The 17,459-nt window shown below is 52.7% G+C and carries 15 protein-coding genes and 2 tRNA genes; 8 read left to right on the plus strand and 9 right to left on the minus strand.

The window, feature by feature from the left end:
* Positions 1-7 precede the first annotated feature (7 nt).
* The 5 genes from gap (at position 8) to HV350_RS13680 (ending at position 3,048) form a co-directional block, all read left to right on the plus strand.
* Positions 8-1,018, plus strand: coding sequence for a type I glyceraldehyde-3-phosphate dehydrogenase (gene gap, locus HV350_RS13660; protein WP_046274911.1), 1,011 nt, complete (start codon positions 8-10; stop codon positions 1,016-1,018).
* A 266-nt stretch (positions 1,019-1,284) separates the two neighbouring features.
* Positions 1,285-1,767: a glutathione peroxidase gene (locus HV350_RS13665; protein ID WP_016152944.1), complete on the plus strand. Its 483-nt coding sequence runs from the start codon at positions 1,285-1,287 to the stop codon at positions 1,765-1,767.
* A gap of 199 nt (positions 1,768-1,966) precedes the next feature.
* Positions 1,967-2,043 (plus strand) — tRNA-Val (locus HV350_RS13670).
* Between the two features lie 4 nt (positions 2,044-2,047).
* A tRNA-Val gene (locus HV350_RS13675) sits at positions 2,048-2,124 on the plus strand.
* A 201-nt stretch (positions 2,125-2,325) separates the two neighbouring features.
* Entirely contained in the window at positions 2,326-3,048 is a 723-nt protein-coding gene (locus HV350_RS13680) for a substrate-binding domain-containing protein (protein ID WP_047417743.1), read from the plus strand.
* On the opposite strand, the gene HV350_RS13685 is transcribed toward HV350_RS13680, so the two are convergent.
* The 4 genes from HV350_RS13685 to puuE form a co-directional block, all read right to left on the minus strand.
* Complete coding sequence (locus HV350_RS13685; RefSeq protein ID WP_131405875.1) at positions 3,035-3,787, minus strand: ABC transporter ATP-binding protein; 753 nt, start codon at positions 3,785-3,787, stop codon at positions 3,035-3,037. The two genes, HV350_RS13680 and HV350_RS13685, sit on opposite strands and share 14 nt — an antisense overlap.
* Entirely contained in the window at positions 3,784-4,788 is a 1,005-nt protein-coding gene (locus tag HV350_RS13690) for an iron ABC transporter permease (protein WP_181628710.1), read from the minus strand. The genes HV350_RS13685 and HV350_RS13690 overlap by 4 nt, the downstream gene beginning before the upstream one ends.
* Entirely contained in the window at positions 4,775-5,830 is a 1,056-nt protein-coding gene (locus tag HV350_RS13695) for an ABC transporter substrate-binding protein (RefSeq protein ID WP_131350623.1), read from the minus strand. The genes HV350_RS13690 and HV350_RS13695 overlap by 14 nt, the downstream gene beginning before the upstream one ends.
* Positions 5,831-6,005: 175 nt before the next feature.
* Positions 6,006-7,268, minus strand: a complete 1,263-nt coding sequence (puuE, locus tag HV350_RS13700) for a 4-aminobutyrate transaminase (RefSeq protein ID WP_181628711.1) — start codon at positions 7,266-7,268, stop codon at positions 6,006-6,008.
* Positions 7,269-7,374: 106 nt separating this feature from the next.
* On the opposite strand from puuE, the gene HV350_RS13705 reads away from it, so the two are divergent.
* On the plus strand, positions 7,375-8,850 hold the full coding sequence (locus HV350_RS13705; RefSeq protein ID WP_046274905.1) for a PLP-dependent aminotransferase family protein: 1,476 nt from the start codon (positions 7,375-7,377) through the stop codon (positions 8,848-8,850).
* 47 nt (positions 8,851-8,897) lie between these two features.
* Here HV350_RS13705 and HV350_RS13710 read toward each other — a convergent pair whose 3' ends face one another.
* From HV350_RS13710 to HV350_RS13725, 4 genes are all read right to left on the minus strand, one after another.
* On the minus strand, positions 8,898-10,106 hold the full coding sequence (locus tag HV350_RS13710; RefSeq protein ID WP_181628713.1) for a cytochrome c: 1,209 nt from the start codon (positions 10,104-10,106) through the stop codon (positions 8,898-8,900).
* A gap of 3 nt (positions 10,107-10,109) precedes the next feature.
* Positions 10,110-12,002, minus strand: a complete 1,893-nt coding sequence (locus HV350_RS13715; protein ID WP_181628714.1) for an NAD(P)/FAD-dependent oxidoreductase — start codon at positions 12,000-12,002, stop codon at positions 10,110-10,112.
* An 88-nt stretch (positions 12,003-12,090) separates the two neighbouring features.
* Positions 12,091-12,564, minus strand: a complete 474-nt coding sequence (locus HV350_RS13720) for an ester cyclase (protein ID WP_016152935.1) — start codon at positions 12,562-12,564, stop codon at positions 12,091-12,093.
* Between the two features lie 11 nt (positions 12,565-12,575).
* Complete coding sequence (locus tag HV350_RS13725) at positions 12,576-14,003, minus strand: gamma-aminobutyraldehyde dehydrogenase (protein ID WP_016156386.1); 1,428 nt, start codon at positions 14,001-14,003, stop codon at positions 12,576-12,578.
* A gap of 315 nt (positions 14,004-14,318) precedes the next feature.
* Between HV350_RS13725 and HV350_RS13730 the strand changes: the two genes are divergently transcribed.
* The gene (locus HV350_RS13730; RefSeq protein ID WP_047358859.1) at positions 14,319-15,044 is read left to right on the plus strand and encodes a GntR family transcriptional regulator; all 726 of its coding nucleotides are present in this window, start codon (positions 14,319-14,321) and stop codon (positions 15,042-15,044) included.
* Between the two features lie 24 nt (positions 15,045-15,068).
* A complete protein-coding gene (locus HV350_RS13735) occupies positions 15,069-15,767 on the plus strand; it encodes a cache domain-containing protein (protein ID WP_181628716.1) in 699 nt (232 codons plus the stop codon).
* Positions 15,768-15,788: 21 nt separating this feature from the next.
* Here HV350_RS13735 and HV350_RS13740 read toward each other — a convergent pair whose 3' ends face one another.
* Positions 15,789-17,270 (minus strand): APC family permease, encoded by a 1,482-nt coding sequence (locus HV350_RS13740; protein ID WP_115190629.1) that lies wholly within the window; start codon positions 17,268-17,270, stop codon positions 15,789-15,791.
* Positions 17,271-17,459 lie beyond the last annotated feature (189 nt).

A 17,459-nucleotide genomic window follows, 5' to 3' on the forward strand; every position in this document is an offset into this window, starting at 1 on the left:
GTTCATCATGGTAAAGGTCGGTATTAACGGTTTTGGCCGTATCGGACGTAACGTACTGCGTGCTGCACTGGGTAACCCGGAGATCCAGATCGTGGCAATCAACGATCTGACAGACAGTAAAACGCTGGCGCATCTGCTGAAATACGACTCGCTGCTCGGTAAACTCGACGCCGACGTCACCGCCGGTGAGGGGCAGTTGGTGGTTAACGGTAAATCCATTACCGTGTTCAGCGAACGCGACCCAGCCAACATCCCATGGCGTCAGCGTGAAGTCGATATTGTCATTGAAGCAACCGGCTTCTTCACTGAACGTGACAAGGCGGCGGTGCATATCCACAGCGGTGGCGCAAAACGAGTGATTATCTCCGCCCCTGGTAAGAACGATGATTTAACCATCGTGATGGGCGTTAACGATCACCTCTACTCTGCGGATAAACACTTTGTCGTCAGCAACGGTAGCTGCACCACTAACGGTCTGGCACCTGCCGCACAGGTTTTGCACCAACATTTCGGCATTAAGCATGGTTTGATGAATACCACCCACGCCTATACCAACAGCCAGGCGCTGCACGACCAGCCGGAAAAAGATCTTCGTGGTGCCCGCGCCGCTGCATTGTCGATTGTGCCCTACTCCAGCGGTGCCGCGAAGGCGCTTGGCAAAGTCATCCCGGAGCTGGATGGTCGCTTAACCGGTTACTCGCTGCGCGTACCGGTTCCGGTGGTGTCCATTGTCGACCTGACCGTAACGCTTGAGCGGGATGTTACAGCAGAGGAGGTCAATAATGCGTTTCGTGACGCCGCCGCGACAGGGCCACTGAAAGGGATCCTCGGTTACAGCGATGAACCGCTTGTCTCAAGCGACTATCAGGGTGACCCGCGCTCATCCATCATCGACGGCCTGTCAACGCTGGTGATTGGCGGCAATATGGTCAAAATTCTGGCGTGGTACGACAACGAATGGGGATTCTCTAATCGCCTCGTCGACCTGGCACTGCTAATGGCAAAGCACGAACGTTAATCCCCTGCTCTCACACTCTCTCTAAATCCACGCCAGGCGTGGATTTTTTTATATCTGTCACGTGTTTGTCGCAGTGACAATCGCCCACAACGTCACGTCCCCCATTTTTAGTCGTCACCTAACGATGCTGCTGGGGTGACGCGTTTAAAAAATTAGCGATAACCCGACAAAATAATAAATCGGCATCACTTTAACGGTCAGTTTATTAATCAGACAGTTGCGACCATAATAAAATGAGTAATGCGATCTTATTTGAGGATTCCGGCATGATCACCTTTTATCAACTTACAGCCACCCGTCTGCATGGTGAGCCCGTCTCTATGGCCGACTATGCTGGCAAACTGGTTCTGGTGGTCAATACTGCCAGCCATTGTGGCTTCACGCCGCAATATGCAGGCCTCGAAGCGCTTTACAAGAAGTACGCCGCGCAGGGTCTGGTGGTGCTTGGTTTCCCCTGCAACCAGTTCGGTAATCAGGAGCCCGGCGGGGCCGACGAAATCTCGCAAACCTGTCACATCAACTACGGTGTGAGCTTCCCGATATTTGAGAAAGTGGAAGTCAACGGTGCGGCTACGCATCCGGTGTTTCGTTACCTGAAAAACGAATTACCCGGCGTGCTGGGTGGGCGTATCAAGTGGAATTTCACTAAGTTCCTGATCGGGCGTGACGGCAAACCGCTCAAGCGTTTTGCGCCGTTCACTACCCCTGAGAAAATAGAAACCGCGATCCTTGCTGCGCTTAAAGTCTGAGCGCACCTGTCATTCAAACCGTCCCCATTATGCCCCAGCGCACTGTCTGAATAAAAAACACGCTGCAAAATCAACAAAATATAATCAACTTGCTTAATTACTCTGCAATCGCGTGAGTTCAGGAAGAAAAATGCTATTTCCCTCTTGCCTCATTCGGTCTGTGCCGCTAATATTCGTCCCCGTTGTCACCTACAACGTTGCGTTCATAGCTCAGTTGGTTAGAGCACCACCTTGACATGGTGGGGGTCGTTGGTTCGAGTCCAATTGAACGCACCATCTTGCGTCCGTAGCTCAGTTGGTTAGAGCACCACCTTGACATGGTGGGGGTCGGTGGTTCGAGTCCACTCGGACGCACCAAATTATTTCTATGATTTGGTGCTATTTCCCTTCGCTACACCTCATAATTTCTTTTTATTGCCTCCTGTTCGTAACCTTAAGCTTAATCATTACTCCGTATGATGCTGGCACAAAGCGATGCGCCAAAGCCTTCTAAACGCTATGCTCAGCGCGTATCATTTATCCTCTTCGCAAACCCTTTTTCGCCAGAGATCGGATACCATGCCCTCTTCCATTCTTCTGTTTGCCGCGGGCAGTTTACGCCTGGCATTTGCCCCTTTAATAAGCCAGTTCTCGCGCCATAGTGGAATAGACGTGAAGGTGGAATATGGTCCGGCCGGTTTATTACGCGAGCGTATTGAAGCCGGTGAACCGTGTGCGCTCTTTGCCTCAGCCAATCGGGAGCACCCGCAACGCCTGCTGGCTTTGCAAAAAGCTGTCCTCACGCAGACCTTTAGCTGGAATCAACTGAGTCTGGTCAGCAACCGAAACGGCGCCTGGCTGGATTTGCTCCGCGACCCAACGCTACGAATAGGTACATCCACGCCCGGCTGCGACCCTTCCGGAGACTATACCTGGGCATTTTTCGACAATATGGATGTACTGGAGCCAGGACTCGGACAACAGCTTAGGGCGCGCGCCATCCCGCTGGTTGGTGGACGTGATACGGTGAAAATACCGTCTGGAGAACTGGCGAGCGCCTGGATCCTTCGCCAGGGACTGGCCGATCTGTTTATCGGCTACGCGCATTACGCGAATACGCTGCGCGCCCAACCCGACGTGCATTATGTAGCTATCCCTGATGAGCACAATATTCGCTGCGAATACCAACTGGCGGTGCTCGACGCATCCAACGAGGTGATGGCGCTGGTTAAATTCATGCTCTCCAACGGCGGTCAGGCGTTTCTTACCGCCGCCGGGTTCTTACCTCTTAACGACGAATAGTAAACAGCGGTGCGATAAACGGCGTCGGGTGGTTCTCTACACTGAGTTTTCGCAGCGGTAAGCCATAGGCCAGGAACAGATTCTCTTCCGTCACAATACTGTCCGTTGGCCCTGCCCGCCATTTTCCTTCAGGGAGCAGCAGCAAAGTATGGGTGGCTATTTGTAACGCATGCAGCGGATCGTGGGTCGAAAAAAGAATGCTGCATCCCTGTAGATGGGCCAGATCGCTGATGAGCTGAAGCACCACCTGCTGATTGGCGAGATCCAGCGCGGAGCACGGCTCATCAAGCAGCAGCGTTTGACACTCCGTCACCAGCGCCCGGGCTATCATCACCAGTTGCTGTTGACCCCCGGAAAGTGAGCTAAACGAGTGGGAAGCAAGCTGGGCAATATTCAATTGCTCCAGCGCCTGGGTCGCTCTTTGTTGATCCTGCTGGCTGGGTTGCGCAAAAAGCTTCACGTGCTGTGCCCGCCCCATCAGCACCACGTCGCTCACCGTATAAGGAAATGGCAGGTGGCAATGCTGCGCCACAATCCCGATCCCGCCGTCAATTTCAATGCTACCGTCCAAAGCTGGCAGCGTGCCGGTTAGCGTATCGAGCAGCGTACTTTTACCCAGACCGTTACGTCCCAGCACAGCCCAGATCTCACCTTTCTGACAACTGAATGTAAGCGGCTCAAATAGCGGCGTGCGATATCCATAGGTAAGCGTATTTACACGCAATGCGGCAGGTTTCATGATGTCCCCCGGCGGCTGGAGCGGATGAGTAAAAAAGCAAACAGCGGCGCGCCGAATAATGCGGTGATGATCCCAAGCGGTATCTCCGCGTGCATCAGGGTACGGGCAATATCATCCACCACAATCATAAAACCGCCTCCCATCCAGAAGGCGCACGGCAGTAGACGACGATGATCAACCCCCACCAGCAAACGCGCCAGATGCGGAATAACCAACCCAACCCAGGCGATACTGCCGCTGACCGCTACCTGAGCGGCGACTAAAAAAGCGCAGCACAGCAAAACGCTGCGTCGCAGAGGAACCACTGCGACGCCTAGCGATCGGGCATCTTTATCATTGAGTGATAACAGGTTTATCCGCCAGCGTAGCTGGTACAAAACTGTCGCAGCGATACCGACTGGAATCGCCAACAGTAGAACTTTATGCCAGTTAGCCGTCGCAAAGCTGCCGAGCAGCCAGAACACGATATTGGGTAACGTTTCTTCGGTATCAGCCTGATACTGAATCAGACTCACCAGCGCGGCAAAAAAACCACTCAAAATGATACCCGACAGGATCAGCACCAGCGTATTCTCCAGCCCCTGCAGCGCAGCAATGGCATACACCAGGACCAGCGCCGTCAGACCGAAGAAAAACGTTGAACCCATCATCAACCACGGCGACAGGCCGAGCAGAATAGCCAGCGTTCCGCCAAAAGCGGCCCCGGACGTCACGCCAATAATATGCGGGTCGACCAGCGGATTATGAAATACCCCTTGCAGCGTCGCGCCACATAACCCCAACGCACCACCCGCCAGCAGCGCCATCAGAATTCGCGGTAGCCTGACCGTCCAGATAACCTGACCGGCAATCCCTTCAGCGTCGCTATAGTGCATCAGGTGATAAAAGACTTCGCTTAATGACAGCGGATATTGTCCGAGACACAACGAACCAAGGCCCAGCAACAGGACCGTCGCGATTAAGAGTGGTTGCTGGAGTAAAATGCACTTACTTAACTGCATCAGGCTGCCAGTTCACACGATAAAAACGCTGATAGTAGTCTTGCGCCTGCGCATCAACATCCACGTCTTTATAGGCGTCCGGGTACAGTTTTTTGGCCATCCACAGCTCACCAATCGCCAACGCTTCAGGCATCGGATAGCCCCAGGCTTTGGCGTACTCAGGCATCAACCAGACGCGATGATTTTTCACCGCATCAATCCCCTGCCAGTTAGGATCGTTTTGGATCTCCGTTACCACCTGCGGGTAGCGATCCTGAACAAAAATTACCTGCGGGTTCCACGCCAATACCTGTTCCAGCGCAACCTGACGGGCGCCTTTTACACTGGCAGCCGCCACGTTTAGCCCACCCGCGTGCTGCATCATGAGTCCCGTGTACTTCCCGGAACCGTAAGTCATCAGGTCGGGGTTAGCCATATAAATACGGACTTTTTGCGCATCCGGGATTTTTGCGACCGGCGCATTGAATTTTGCCCGCGCCGCAAAAACGTAGTCGATTAACGTCTCAGCTTGCGGTTTGCGCCCCACGACGTCCGCAATCAGGCGAATCCCCTGCTTTAACCCTTCGTTGTAGACCTGCTCTTCATCGGCCATGGTCGGGTTCATTTTATTCTGTTGCCCGGCTGCATCCTTGCGCAATGAGATTGCCACGACCGGAATACCGGCGTTCTGAATCTGCTGGATCATCTCCGCAGGCGCATAGTTGGCGACAAAAACCACCTGTGGATGAATCGCCAGTAGGCTTTCAATATTCACGCTGGTGAGATCGCCCGGCGTCGGCAATGTGGCAATTGTCGGCATAAAGCGCGCAAACTCAGGCCCGAGCTGTTTTTTCCAGCTCGACATCACGCCAATAATGTCCTGCTGAGCATTAAGCTGGACCAGAATATTCAGCGTCTGGTGTTGCAGCACGACCACTTTGTCGACGTGGTCCGGAATCGTGACCTGACGACCAAGCTGGTCGGTGATCGTACGGTCGGCCTGGGCAGAAAACGCAAACAACATGCTGGCGCATACCAGCACAAAAGAGCGGAAAGTTAACATGGGATACCATCTGGATAGCGGAGTAAAAACGATGTGCATTAAATTATATAACGATATAACAGGCAACCCATTCGCGATAAATACCGCACGACACACGAGGAAGATCAATTTATGCCGACAAAAAAGCCGACGGTGATGACCACCGTCGGCTGTGGGTAACACTATGACTAACGGATTATTTGGTTGCCGCTTTAATGATATCGAGCGCTTTGGCGAACTGATCCTGCGGGATCGTCAGCGGATAAAGGAAACGAATAACGTTGCCATACTGACCACAGGTCAGCAGCAGTAATCCTTGCTCAAGGGCTTTCTTCTGCACACGTTGTGCGGCGACTGCGTTGGGTTCTCCCGTCGCTGCATCACAGAATTCAGCGGCGATCATAGAGCCTAAGCCGCGCACTTCGGCCAGTTCAGGACACCCGGTTTGCGCGTCAGTCAGTGTGGCGCGCAGTTGTTCGCCGAGAGCTGCCGCACGCTGGCACAGCTGTTCATCACGAATAATATCCAGCACCGCATGAGCTGCCGCAATTGACAGCGGGTTTCCGGCGTAGGTTCCGCCCAGACCACCCGGCGCAGGCGCATCCATAATTTCAGCTTTGCCCACGACGCCAGACAGCGGCATGCCGCCTGCAAGGCTTTTTGCCATAGTCATCAGGTCAGCTTTGTCAGCGTAGTGGTCCATCGCAAATAACTGGCCTGTACGGGCAAACCCGCTTTGCACCTCATCGGCGATCATCACGATGCCATGCTCGTCGCAAATACGGCGGATGGCAGCCACAAACTCCGGCGGCGCCACCACGAAGCCCCCTTCACCCTGGACGGGCTCGAAAATGATCGCCGCGACCTGGGTGGGATCGATATCGGCTTTAAACAGGCGTTCAATCGCTTTGATGGAGTCCGCCGTAGAAATCCCCTGCAACTCGCAAGGATACGGTGCGTGGTAAACCGAGCCAGGGAACGGGCCGAACCCTTTTTTATACGGCGCCACCTTGCCAGTTAACGCCATTGTCATGTAGGTACGTCCATGAAAACCGCCGCCAAAAGCAATAACGCCAGGACGGCCGGTATGTGCGCGCGCAATTTTCACCGCATTTTCGACCGCTTCAGCCCCGGTGGTGAAGAATGTGGTTTTGCGCTTGCCGTCGATTGGCGCAACGGCGTTGATTTTCTCCGCCAAAGACACATAGCTTTCGTACGGGACAATCTGATAAGCCGTATGGGTAAAAGCCTGCAGTTGCGCTTCGACTGCCTGCACCAGGCGAGGATGACGGTGTCCGGTGTTCAGCACGGCAATCCCGGCGGCAAAATCAATGTACTGATTGCCTTCGATATCGGTAATTGTGCTGTTTTCTGCTGACTGGGCATAAAAATCACACATTACACCCACGCCACGCGGGGTGGCATCCAGACGACGTTGTTGCAGGTTTTTATTGTTCATTCTCTACACCTTGTCCATTAATACATTTAGGTTGAATTACCCTTTAAATTTAGACGCCATCTGGTACTTTAATCGAGAGCCAAATCGTTTTATTTTAAGGATCCAAATGCGTTCACTTGCCGGAGATGTGATCAAGCAGGCATTTAGCCAGCAGACCGATGAAAAGCTGCATCGTCGCCTGTATGCCGCCATCTGCAGTTGCATCCTCGAAGGTAGCCTGAAACCGGCTACCCGAATGCCTCCGTCGCGTGACCTGGCAGGCGAACTGACGCTATCGCGCAATACCGTCCTGCGGGTTTACGAGCAATTGCAGGCCGAAGGTTATATTTCCGCGCGCACCAGCAGCGGCACATTTGTCACCGACAGCGTGCTGGACAATCTCGACCTGCGTCCCCACAAAGAGCCCGTTGCCGCCACACTGGAGGATCACACCCGCTTATCTGCCCGCTGCCTTGAGCTGCTGGGCCATGCCAGCGCCAGCCCTCGTCAATGGGGCGCATTTATTCCAGGCGTACCTGATGTGGAGCATTTTCCTCACCGGGTGCTCAAAAAAATTCAGGATCGGCTGGCGAGGCGCTTGCGCCCGGAGTTTCTCACGTACGATGCCGCAGGCGGCGTGACTGAACTGAAAGAAGCGCTGGCAGACTATCTGCGCACCGCACGCGGGGTGCGGTGTTCACCGGAGCAAATACTGATTACTGAAGGTATTCACCAGGCGCTGGATCTGGTGACCCGGACGCTATGCAACCCGGGGGATAACGCCTGGATTGAGGAGCCGGGCTACTGGGGAATCAAAAATATTCTGCGCATCAATGCGGTTAACTTTTCGGCGATCCCGGTTGATGAACAAGGTATGGTGCCGCCGGAGGCTGGCGAATCCGCGCCAAAGCTGATTTTTGTGACGCCGTCACATCAATATCCGCTCGGTTCGGTAATGAGCCTCAACCGCCGTCGGGCACTTCTCTTTCGCGCACGTGAAACGCGAAGCTGGATAGTGGAAGATGACTACGACAGCGAGTTTCGCTTTTCCGGCCAGCCAATTCCATCATTGCAGGGACTGGAAGAAGAGACGCCGGTCATCTATATCGGGACATTCAGTAAAACACTCTATCCCGCACTGCGGCTCGGGTATGTGGTGCTGCCCAAACCGCTCGCCGCGCCGCTGAAGAAGGTTCATAACGACCTCTATCGTGGTGGACATTTGCTGATTCAGGCAGCGCTGGCGGAGTTTATCCGCGAGGGTTACTACGCGGCGCACATTCGTAAAATGCGCCAGTTGTACAGTCGTCGCCGCCAAACCTTGGTGGAGCTTATCAGCCGCCAGTTGGGCGAGCAGTATCTTGGCTCCTTCAGCAGCAACGCCGGGCTGCATATGATTCTACAGTTGCCCGTCGGGAGCGATGACGTTGTCATTGCCCAACAGGCAAATGCGCAAGGGCTGCTGGTGCGCCCGCTGTCTCGCTACTACGTGAATGAAGAGAAACGCAGCGGCCTGCTGCTGGGATTTGCCAGTATCGAAGAGCATGAAATGGCGGCGGCGTTTACCCGACTGGTGGGTATTATCAGAGTAAACGCCGTTTAAGCACTGCCGGATGGCGCTGCAAGCACCTTGTCCATCCGACATGCTGTTTAATGTGACGCTTTTTTAATCCCTGCCAGGTCCTCCTGGCTTACTTCGCCATTCCCTTCTCCCCAACTTTTACGCACGTAATTAATCACGTCGCGCATTTCATTGTCGCTTAACATGCCACCGTAAGCCGGCATCTTAAAGGAGACGCTACCACGCGTTGTCGGTGTTTCTGCGCCGTGGGAAATCACTCTGAATAGCGGCGTCGGGTCATCAACCATCACCAACGGATTGTTGATCAAAGAAGGGACGTTATCATCCGTACCTTTCCCCTCCAGACCGTGACAGGTGGAGCAGTAGCGGTTATAGGTCACTTTGCCCGCCTCGGGTGAATTCGACCAGGACACCGTAGTTGCCGCTGCGCGCACCGTTTCAGGCTTCTCGCTTTTCAGGCTCAGCAGATATTGCGCGATCGCCGTGGCATCGTCATCGGTCAGGTACTGTGTACTCTGCGTAACGACTTCAGCCATCGAACCTGAAACCGCGGCATGCTTGCTTTTACCGGTCAGCAACAGCGATTTTAATTCCTGCTCAGACATTCCCGTGCCGCGCAGCGAAGGCGCATACCAGCCGTCGATCATCGCGCCGCTCAGGTACTCGGCATCAGCATTGGTATACGCTTTTTCGTTCATCGCCATGCCTCTCGGGGTATGGCAAGAACCGCAGTGCCCGGGACCTTCCACCAGATAAGCGCCCCGTTTTACTAACGCAGCGTTGTCATCCGTTTTCGCACGCTCTACAGTCGTCGCTGGCGCGTCGGTAAACAGCCAGTTCCAGATATGCAGCGGCCAGCGGGCGGAGAGTAGCCACGGAATGGCATTCTCTTTATTGGGCTGCGCAGAGGGGGTGACATCATGCATAAAATAGCGATACAACGCCTGTACATCGTCATCAGAAAGTTTCGCGTAAGAGGGATAAGGCATGGCCGGATAGAGCGGATGACCATCTTTGGCAATTCCCTGACGTACGGCCTTGTCAAAATCCTCGTATGAGTAATTACCAATACCCTGGGTTTTGTCTGGGGTAATGTTGGTCGAATAAATATCCCCTACCGGAGTAGGAAACTTTTTGCCACCCGCCATCGCCGCCCCCCCTTCGGTGGTATGACAGGCCACACAGTCAGAGATACGGGCGATATATTCGCCATTAGATTCCGCTGCACTCACAGAGGCGGTAAACAAACAGGCGGCAAGAACGGTTACGTTACGCATAGATCACCCCATATCCTTGAGTTCATTAACCGCACGCCATGCCTGGTCGATGGCCGTATGGGCATAAGCCCCCCAGTCAGAATCGGAATTAGCGATGGCAATGCGACCAACTGGCTGACGCGCCCGCTCGATAATTTCTGGCATTTTATCCATATCATCGAACAACGCGTTGGCGTAATACGCATAGCCATGCGCCCAGCGGTTAACCGTAATGGCGGAGATATCGCGTTGATTATCAAAGCCCGTTGAGCCAAACATTTCCTGCAACTGGGAGCGAATCATCTCCTCATGCGTCGCAAATGTGGTCCCCAGTAAATACGCTCGCCCCAGACGGAATTGCTCTCTGGCCGACAGATTACTGCCTGGATAAGTAGGCACATAGACCATGTGAATGACCATCGGATCGTCCGGTGAGGCCGGGTGTTGATACCCGCCGATGCTGACCGGATAGTCGAGCTTAATCCGGCTGTATGGTGCCGCCGGAGAGTAAAATTCATGCACGCCAAGCTGTTTGAACGCCTGCCAGTTTTTGACCACCACGTTGGTGTACACCAGCGGTGCCTTCACGTTCAGTTTGAGATCCGCCTGCTGCTGTTCCGGCATCTCAGGCACCAGATACGGGATCATCATGTTATAGCCCGCCATGATGGTGTTTTTACCGCGCACGCGATGCATTTTGCCGTCACGCAGATAGGTCACCACCACGCCATCCTTTGTGTTGGCCGCATTAATCACCGTGCTGTTCAGACGCAGGCGCGTGGTGTTTTCCGGCAGATCCAGCTTTTCGTAATGCAGTCTGGCAAGGACAGAGTCTTCCATCGTGTTACCCGGTAGCGCATTCGGCAGCATATACCTGACTAACAGTCGGGCCAGCCCGGCGTTACCGTCAGGGAAATGGTAAACATACGGCTCTTCGAGGTCGGCCAGCGACTCGCCGTCCAACGGCGGTAGTCCCAGCGCCTCCATGCCGGGTAATGCGCACGCCCTGGCATCGCTACAGGAAATGCCTTCAATGCCGATGGCAAAGAAGTCATTAGAACGCTGCTGAAAATAGAGCAGCGCCATTTTGCTCAAACCAACTTTTGTGGCCAAAAATTCACTGTAGCTGTGGGTATCCAGCCATTCCATTTTCTCATCGACCGTCATGCCCGGAAGATAGTCGCCAGGATGGACGTGCAGGTCGATCAACGCCTTTCGGTCGTGCTCACTTAGCGGAAAATCATTGATAAAGTCTTCAATTTTACGGCCATTGAGCCTGTTCGGCGGGATATCATCAGATACCGCGCGCCCCGGATCGCCGCTGACGATTTTTGTCTCGCCAAAATTCTTTTTGTCGAAGAAAACACCGCGACTGAGCTGCCAGTCGGGGTAGAAGTTTACGTCAAAACTCTCTTTTAACCGCGTGACACTGACGCCCACGGTTTCCATCAGTTTTTGCACCTCAGGGCTGAAATTGTGCGCGGGCGACTGGAATGCTTCGCTACCGCCATAGCCGAGTAATTTCTTACCTGAGCTCGTAAATTCGTTACGTTTGGCGTGTCCGCCAAAATCGTCATGGTTATCGAGGATCAGGATCCGGCTATTTTGCCCGGCAAGCTGGCGCCAGAAACAACCGGCAGCCAGCCCGCTAATACCGCCGCCCACAATCACCAGATCGTACTCTTCCTCAACGGGCAGAGCGTTTAAATCAAAATGTTTATGCTCGCGGCCTACTGCATGCGCCATTTCAAACGATCCAGGATGATTACCCCGCAGCCCCGTCAGCCCTGGCGGATAATAATTTCCATCTATAAATGCGTTTCCCTTTCCTGCCGCCCTGACCCATTCCAGCGGGGTAAGCCCCGCCGCAATAGTCACCGCGACGCCGTTGAGAAAATCACGTCTGGTAATTGCCATTAACTTTTTTCCTTATTGCTACACACTGCCCTAAATACGACACAAATAAGAGATGTCCCCCTTCATAGTAATAAAGGGGTACAGCCGACTATTTCCCTGGCTTTAACTCTTCATCCAGTTTTTTAGAATCATAATAATCACCCTGCCAGGTGATTTTACCTGCTTTCACATGAATATAGCTGACACCTTCAAATTTTATCGGATTATTTGTCGGCGGACTCCCTGCCCATTCACCACTATTTTTGCCTGAAAATTCCCAACGAAACGCCACGGTATCTTCGTCGTAAACGGGTTTGCCGACCATTTTCCAGCTCAGATCTGGCACCGCCTTAATAAAGGCACCGATAACCTCTTTTTCAGCTTTTTCTCTGCCATTTATCGGTTCGCCAGCGGCGGCATCATAATAGACTGCGTCATCAGCAAGATATTGCGCGGCTCGTGAAGCATCGTGTGCATTCCAGGCCGCCATATACTCTTTAACGGTATTCAGCGATGTGCTTTCTGCCAGGCTATAGCCCGAGAACATCACGAATGAAAGCACCGCTATGTTTAATGTTTTCATCGACATCCTCTCTATTCAGAAATGTCACACATGATATGTTTCACCCGAGTATATTCTTCCAGCGAATAGGATGAGAGATCTTTGCCATAACCCGATTTTTTGAACCCGCCGTGCGGCATTTCGGCGCACAGAGGAATGTGATTGTTAATCCACACGGTGCCAAAATCGAGGTCAATGCTGAAGCGCTGTGCGCGACCATGGTTACTGGTCCAGACGCTGGCGGCCAGACCATATTCCACATCATTCGCTTTGTGTAGACCCTCTTCATCAGTCGAAAACGGCTGAATAGTCATTACCGGTCCAAATACTTCATGCTGAATAGCTTCGTCATGTTGATGCAATCCGGAGACGATCGTCGGCTCAAAATAGAAGCCCGGACCTGGCCCGGCACGCCCACCCGTTTCAATTTTTGCATGTGCCGGTAAACGCGCAATAAAGCCTTTCACCTGCTCCAGTTGGTTTTTACTGTTCAATGCGCCATATAGCGCAGCCTGATCCGCTGGCGGTCCAAATTTAATACTCTTCGTTTTCTGAACCAGCTTTTCCAGGAATTCAGCGTAGATGGATTGTTCGACCAGAATACGCGTAGCCGCCGTGCAATCCTGGCCAGCATTGAAGAAGCCTGCCGTGGTGATCGTCGCGATCGCCTTGTCCATATCTGCATCAGCAAACACCACAGCAGGCGCTTTCCCGCCCAATTCCAGATGCGCCTTGGTCAGGTTCGCCGCTGCCGAAGCCGCAACCTGTAGGCCCGCGCGGACCGAACCGGTAATCGAAACCAGTGAGGCCTTCGGGTTTGAAACCACCAGCGAACCGGTGCTGGCTTTACCTAATACGACGTTAAACGCCCCTCTTGGGAACAACGGCGCGGCCAGTTCAGCCAACAGCAGCGTGCTGACCGGCGTGGTGTCGCTGGGTTTTAATACGACCGTATTGCCTGCCGCCAGCGCTGGCGCAATCTTCCATACCGCCATCATGAACGGGTAGTTCCATGGCGTGACTTGTCCAACGATACCCAGCGGTTCACGGCGGATAGTCGAGGTAAACCCGGCGGAATATTCCCCTGCGGCTTTCCCTTCAAGACAACGCGCCGCACCGGCAAAAAAGCGGATGGCATCGCAGGATGCCGCGATCTCTTCCTTCTCAATAAAATGGCGAAGCTGACCGGTCTCCTGACTCTGTGCGTTCACCAGCCGCTCAACGTTTCGTTCAATCTCATCTGCCAGTTGCAATAACGCCTTTTGCCGCTGTGCCGGCGTCGATTTTCGCCAGATGCTAAACGCCGCCTCCGCCGCCGAGTAGGCCTGCTCCACCTCTTCCGCATCGGCGTTGGGTGATAATGCGTACGTTTCGCCGTCGACCGGACTCACCAGTTCGAAGGTATCTTCGCTACGACCTGCTACATATTGCCCATTGATAAAATGCTTCAGGGTTTTCATGTCTGTCTCCTGCCCGTTAATACATAAAGAATCTTATGTAATATATATATTGTAAAAGATTTTCAAATGCGCAACATTGACACTATGATAAGCCTCGCATTTTTAACTTAATTTTTACATTTTCGGGATAAGGCTTTTCATCGTGAGCCGAGGCTTTATGCTCAGCTCATCATGAAGTTATCGGGACACACATCCGCTTGTGCAGTGACGTTGCGCATAGGCATGTAAAATAACTCGGCCATTCTTACCTTCCTTGCCTGACGGGCATGTGTTAAAAATGGTCGTTGTTTCAGGGAATTGAGTGCAGAAAAGATTATGATTACTCACGCGGTCATATTTGCGCCTATCGGGCAGGTCAGTCGTTCAGACCAGATAGTGCAGCGCCTGTCAAACGCCATTATCACGGGGTTGCTGGAGCCAAAAGAACAGCTCCCCAACGAAACTGATTTGGCAAAGATGATGGGTGTCTCACATATCACTATCAGAGAAGCGCTAAACACGCTTCGGGCTAATAATCTTATCCATACGGTTCGTGGTCGTAATGGCGGGAGCTTCGTTTGCGAAAATATTGATGGCAAAAACAGCGCCCTGCATCCGTTCAAAGCGATCAGTACGGATTATCTTTCTGACCTGGGCGAAATGCATTGCGCCATTATCAGCCATAGCGCAAGGCTGGCTTCCAGACGGATGACCGGCGCGGATATCGCCAAATTTCGCGAGTTTGTTGAGGTGCTCAACAAGGCAAACTCACCTGAGCTGATGACCCAGGCCGACATGCGCTGTCTACTGGCGATAGCTGCCAGTTCACATTCGGCGCGACTGGCCAATCAGGAGCTGCAGGTCCAGGCTGAATGGGCATCGCTGGTTGCGATACTTTATCGCGCAGACAACATTCATGCCGAAATTATTGCGCTTTACTCGGCACTGGCCGATGCGCTGGCGGCTCACAACGAGGCAGAATCCGTGCAGCTTGCCACACGGATCATCGACACGTTTACCTATTACCTTATTGAAAAAAAGCTGAAATATAACTCGAACTGACAATCAGTGAAGGCAGGACAGACAATGAGCTCTTCGACATCCTTAAGCGCATTAATTCGTAAGATTGATGATATTACCGCCTCTACCGTAGATTCTACCGTTGCGCTGGCGAGGAGCATCCATGAGGCGATTTCCGGGGTGCAAAAGACCTCAGCAGAAGTTGTCCTCGATCCATCGCTGAGATCTACCGTTCAGCAACACATCAAGCGCACCCTCAGTAACAATCATTACTGTTCAGGGGCCGGGTTCGCCAGCCATATTGAGAGCACTGCCACCACAAAAGAGTATTGGCTGCTGGAATGGTGGTATAAGAAAGATAATGGTTTGAGTCAGGCGCACCTCGATTTAGATCAGGCCACCCAGCAACGTCTGGATTTCAGAACCTTCGAGTGGTTTAAGCACTCACCTCCGGCAGGAAAAGCCTATATCCACGGCCCCTACGTCGACTATATCTGCAATATTTCCTACACCCTGACCTCGGCAGTGCCGATCTACTACAACGATCAGTTTCTTGGCGTTGCCGCCGTCGATCTGCTGGTCAGTCAGATTGAGGCCGAACTGCTCTCCTGCGCTCATCCTGACTATGTCATTCTGACCAATCTGGAAAACAGAATTATCTTTTCCAGCTGGCCACGTTTTCGCGTGGGTGAATTACTCTCTCCCGCAAACAGTACCCTTGTTTATCAGAGCGACTACTTTATCCTTTATCACTATCAAAACTAAGGGCCCGAAGGCCCTTAGTGTTTAGTTATCCTGCCCCATATTCAGCTTGTTAGCGTAGGCAATGGCGTCATTTTCCGGCGCCGCAGAGCGACCAAACGGTCGGGTCAGGAACATATAGATAAGCCCGGAGCCAACGACAATCGCCAGGCCGAACAGTACCGTCCAACGGTCGATGAAATCGTTGCTGTCTGCCGGTTGCGCCAACAACCAGATCCCACACAATCCATAGGCTAGCGCCAGCACGTTCACAATCACGCCCCAACCGCCAATGGTCCACTCCCCAGCCGGTTTCCAGCCTTTCAGGCGCTGGCGCAGTGCGGCAAGCACAACCATCTGGAACGAGATATAAATACCGATGACGGCAAACGCGGTAATACGCGACAGGTTGTCTGGCTGGAAATAGACCCAAACGCAAATGATGACTGGCAGCAGACAGCTAACAACCATGGCATTATCCGGAACGCCATTTTTAGAGATCTTTGACATCCACTCACTTCCCGGCAGCATTCTGTCGCGGGAGAAAGAAAAGATAAGGCGGCTTAACGCAGCCTGCAGAGACAAAATGCACGACAGCATCGCCACAATCGCGACGATGATAAAGATAGTTGCGCCAGTTTCACCAAGTGCTTCATTAAGGATGGCCGGAATCGGGTCAGATGTTTTGCCATTCACGATACTGACCAGATTTGGTGAAGCCAGGAGGTATCCCATGACGGAAATAATCGCCGAAATCGCACCAAATACGATGCTCAAAATCATCGCAACCGGGATCTTTTTACTTGGATTCTGTACCTCTTCCGCAACGTTACCGCAGGCCTCAAAGCCAAAGAACATAAACAGCCCCATCAGCGCGGCAGACATAAATGCGGTGGAATAGCTGCCGTCATGCGCCAGCACGCCCATCGAATCAAAAATTACGGAGAATGGCTGCGAACGGTGGAATATCAGCAGATAAATTCCCAGCGCAATCACGCTAACGATTTCACACCAGAAGCCAATTTTTGCAACCCGGGCCAGATTTTTAGTCCCGGACATATTAACAGCCATCATCAAAAGCAGCAGCAGGACGGAAGTCGCCAACATAGTGGCTGGCGTCTGACCATAGTGGAAGAGCGACTCAACAAATGTTGAAGTATATTCCGCGATTGACGTAATGGTGACCACCAGTGCCCACAGGTAAATCCAGGCAGCGATCCACGCATATTTCTTGCCCCATAACCTTCTGGCCCAGGGATAAAGCCCGCCGGTTATCGGATACTGGGAAGCCACCTCACCAAACACCAACGCCACCAAAAGTTGTCCACATGCGACGATTAAAATCCACCAGACTGCGGGCGGCCCCGCCAGCGTTACGGCCAGTGCAAACAGCGAATAGACGGCGGTAAGCGGCGAAAGGTAGGTAAAACCCAACGCAAAGTTTGAAATAAGACCGATCGAGCGATTGAACTGTTCTTTGCCATCTTTTTGAAAATTATCGTTTTTCTTATCAGGTGTCTGTTCCATATAGCTTTCTCTTTTGTGGAATAGTCGCAGGGTTGAACAATTAATGTATAAAAGATATTAAGTTATATGTATAGTGATTTTGTCGCTAATTTGTTAAAAATGATCGCGCATCACGTTAATGAAAAGGTGGGGGTAGAACAGTCGAGGGCACAAGCATTTTTCGGTATTTACGCTTCACGGTTCTTTAGC

It is taken from the genome of Citrobacter sp. RHBSTW-01013 (genome assembly GCF_013781985.1).
GTDB lineage: Bacteria > Pseudomonadota > Gammaproteobacteria > Enterobacterales > Enterobacteriaceae > Citrobacter > Citrobacter braakii.

What these genes read in the sequence shown, in the direction of transcription:
- HV350_RS13725 (WP_016156386.1), bottom strand. Translation starts at nt 14,003, where the DNA reads ATGAAAACCCTGAAGCATTTTATCAATGGGCAATATGTAGCAGGTCGT.
- HV350_RS13730 (WP_047358859.1), top strand. Translation starts at nt 14,319, where the DNA reads ATGATTACTCACGCGGTCATATTTGCGCCTATCGGGCAGGTCAGTCGT.
- HV350_RS13705 (WP_046274905.1), top strand. Translation starts at nt 7,375, where the DNA reads ATGCGTTCACTTGCCGGAGATGTGATCAAGCAGGCATTTAGCCAGCAG.
- gap (WP_046274911.1), top strand. Translation starts at nt 8, where the DNA reads ATGGTAAAGGTCGGTATTAACGGTTTTGGCCGTATCGGACGTAACGTA.
- HV350_RS13680 (WP_047417743.1), top strand. Translation starts at nt 2,326, where the DNA reads ATGCCCTCTTCCATTCTTCTGTTTGCCGCGGGCAGTTTACGCCTGGCA.
- HV350_RS13735 (WP_181628716.1), top strand. Translation starts at nt 15,069, where the DNA reads ATGAGCTCTTCGACATCCTTAAGCGCATTAATTCGTAAGATTGATGAT.
- HV350_RS13740 (WP_115190629.1), bottom strand. Translation starts at nt 17,270, where the DNA reads ATGGAACAGACACCTGATAAGAAAAACGATAATTTTCAAAAAGATGGC.
- puuE (WP_181628711.1), bottom strand. Translation starts at nt 7,268, where the DNA reads ATGAACAATAAAAACCTGCAACAACGTCGTCTGGATGCCACCCCGCGT.
- HV350_RS13690 (WP_181628710.1), bottom strand. Translation starts at nt 4,788, where the DNA reads ATGCAGTTAAGTAAGTGCATTTTACTCCAGCAACCACTCTTAATCGCG.
- HV350_RS13695 (WP_131350623.1), bottom strand. Translation starts at nt 5,830, where the DNA reads ATGTTAACTTTCCGCTCTTTTGTGCTGGTATGCGCCAGCATGTTGTTT.
- HV350_RS13685 (WP_131405875.1), bottom strand. Translation starts at nt 3,787, where the DNA reads ATGAAACCTGCCGCATTGCGTGTAAATACGCTTACCTATGGATATCGC.
- HV350_RS13715 (WP_181628714.1), bottom strand. Translation starts at nt 12,002, where the DNA reads ATGGCAATTACCAGACGTGATTTTCTCAACGGCGTCGCGGTGACTATT.
- HV350_RS13720 (WP_016152935.1), bottom strand. Translation starts at nt 12,564, where the DNA reads ATGAAAACATTAAACATAGCGGTGCTTTCATTCGTGATGTTCTCGGGC.
- HV350_RS13710 (WP_181628713.1), bottom strand. Translation starts at nt 10,106, where the DNA reads ATGCGTAACGTAACCGTTCTTGCCGCCTGTTTGTTTACCGCCTCTGTG.
- HV350_RS13665 (WP_016152944.1), top strand. Translation starts at nt 1,285, where the DNA reads ATGATCACCTTTTATCAACTTACAGCCACCCGTCTGCATGGTGAGCCC.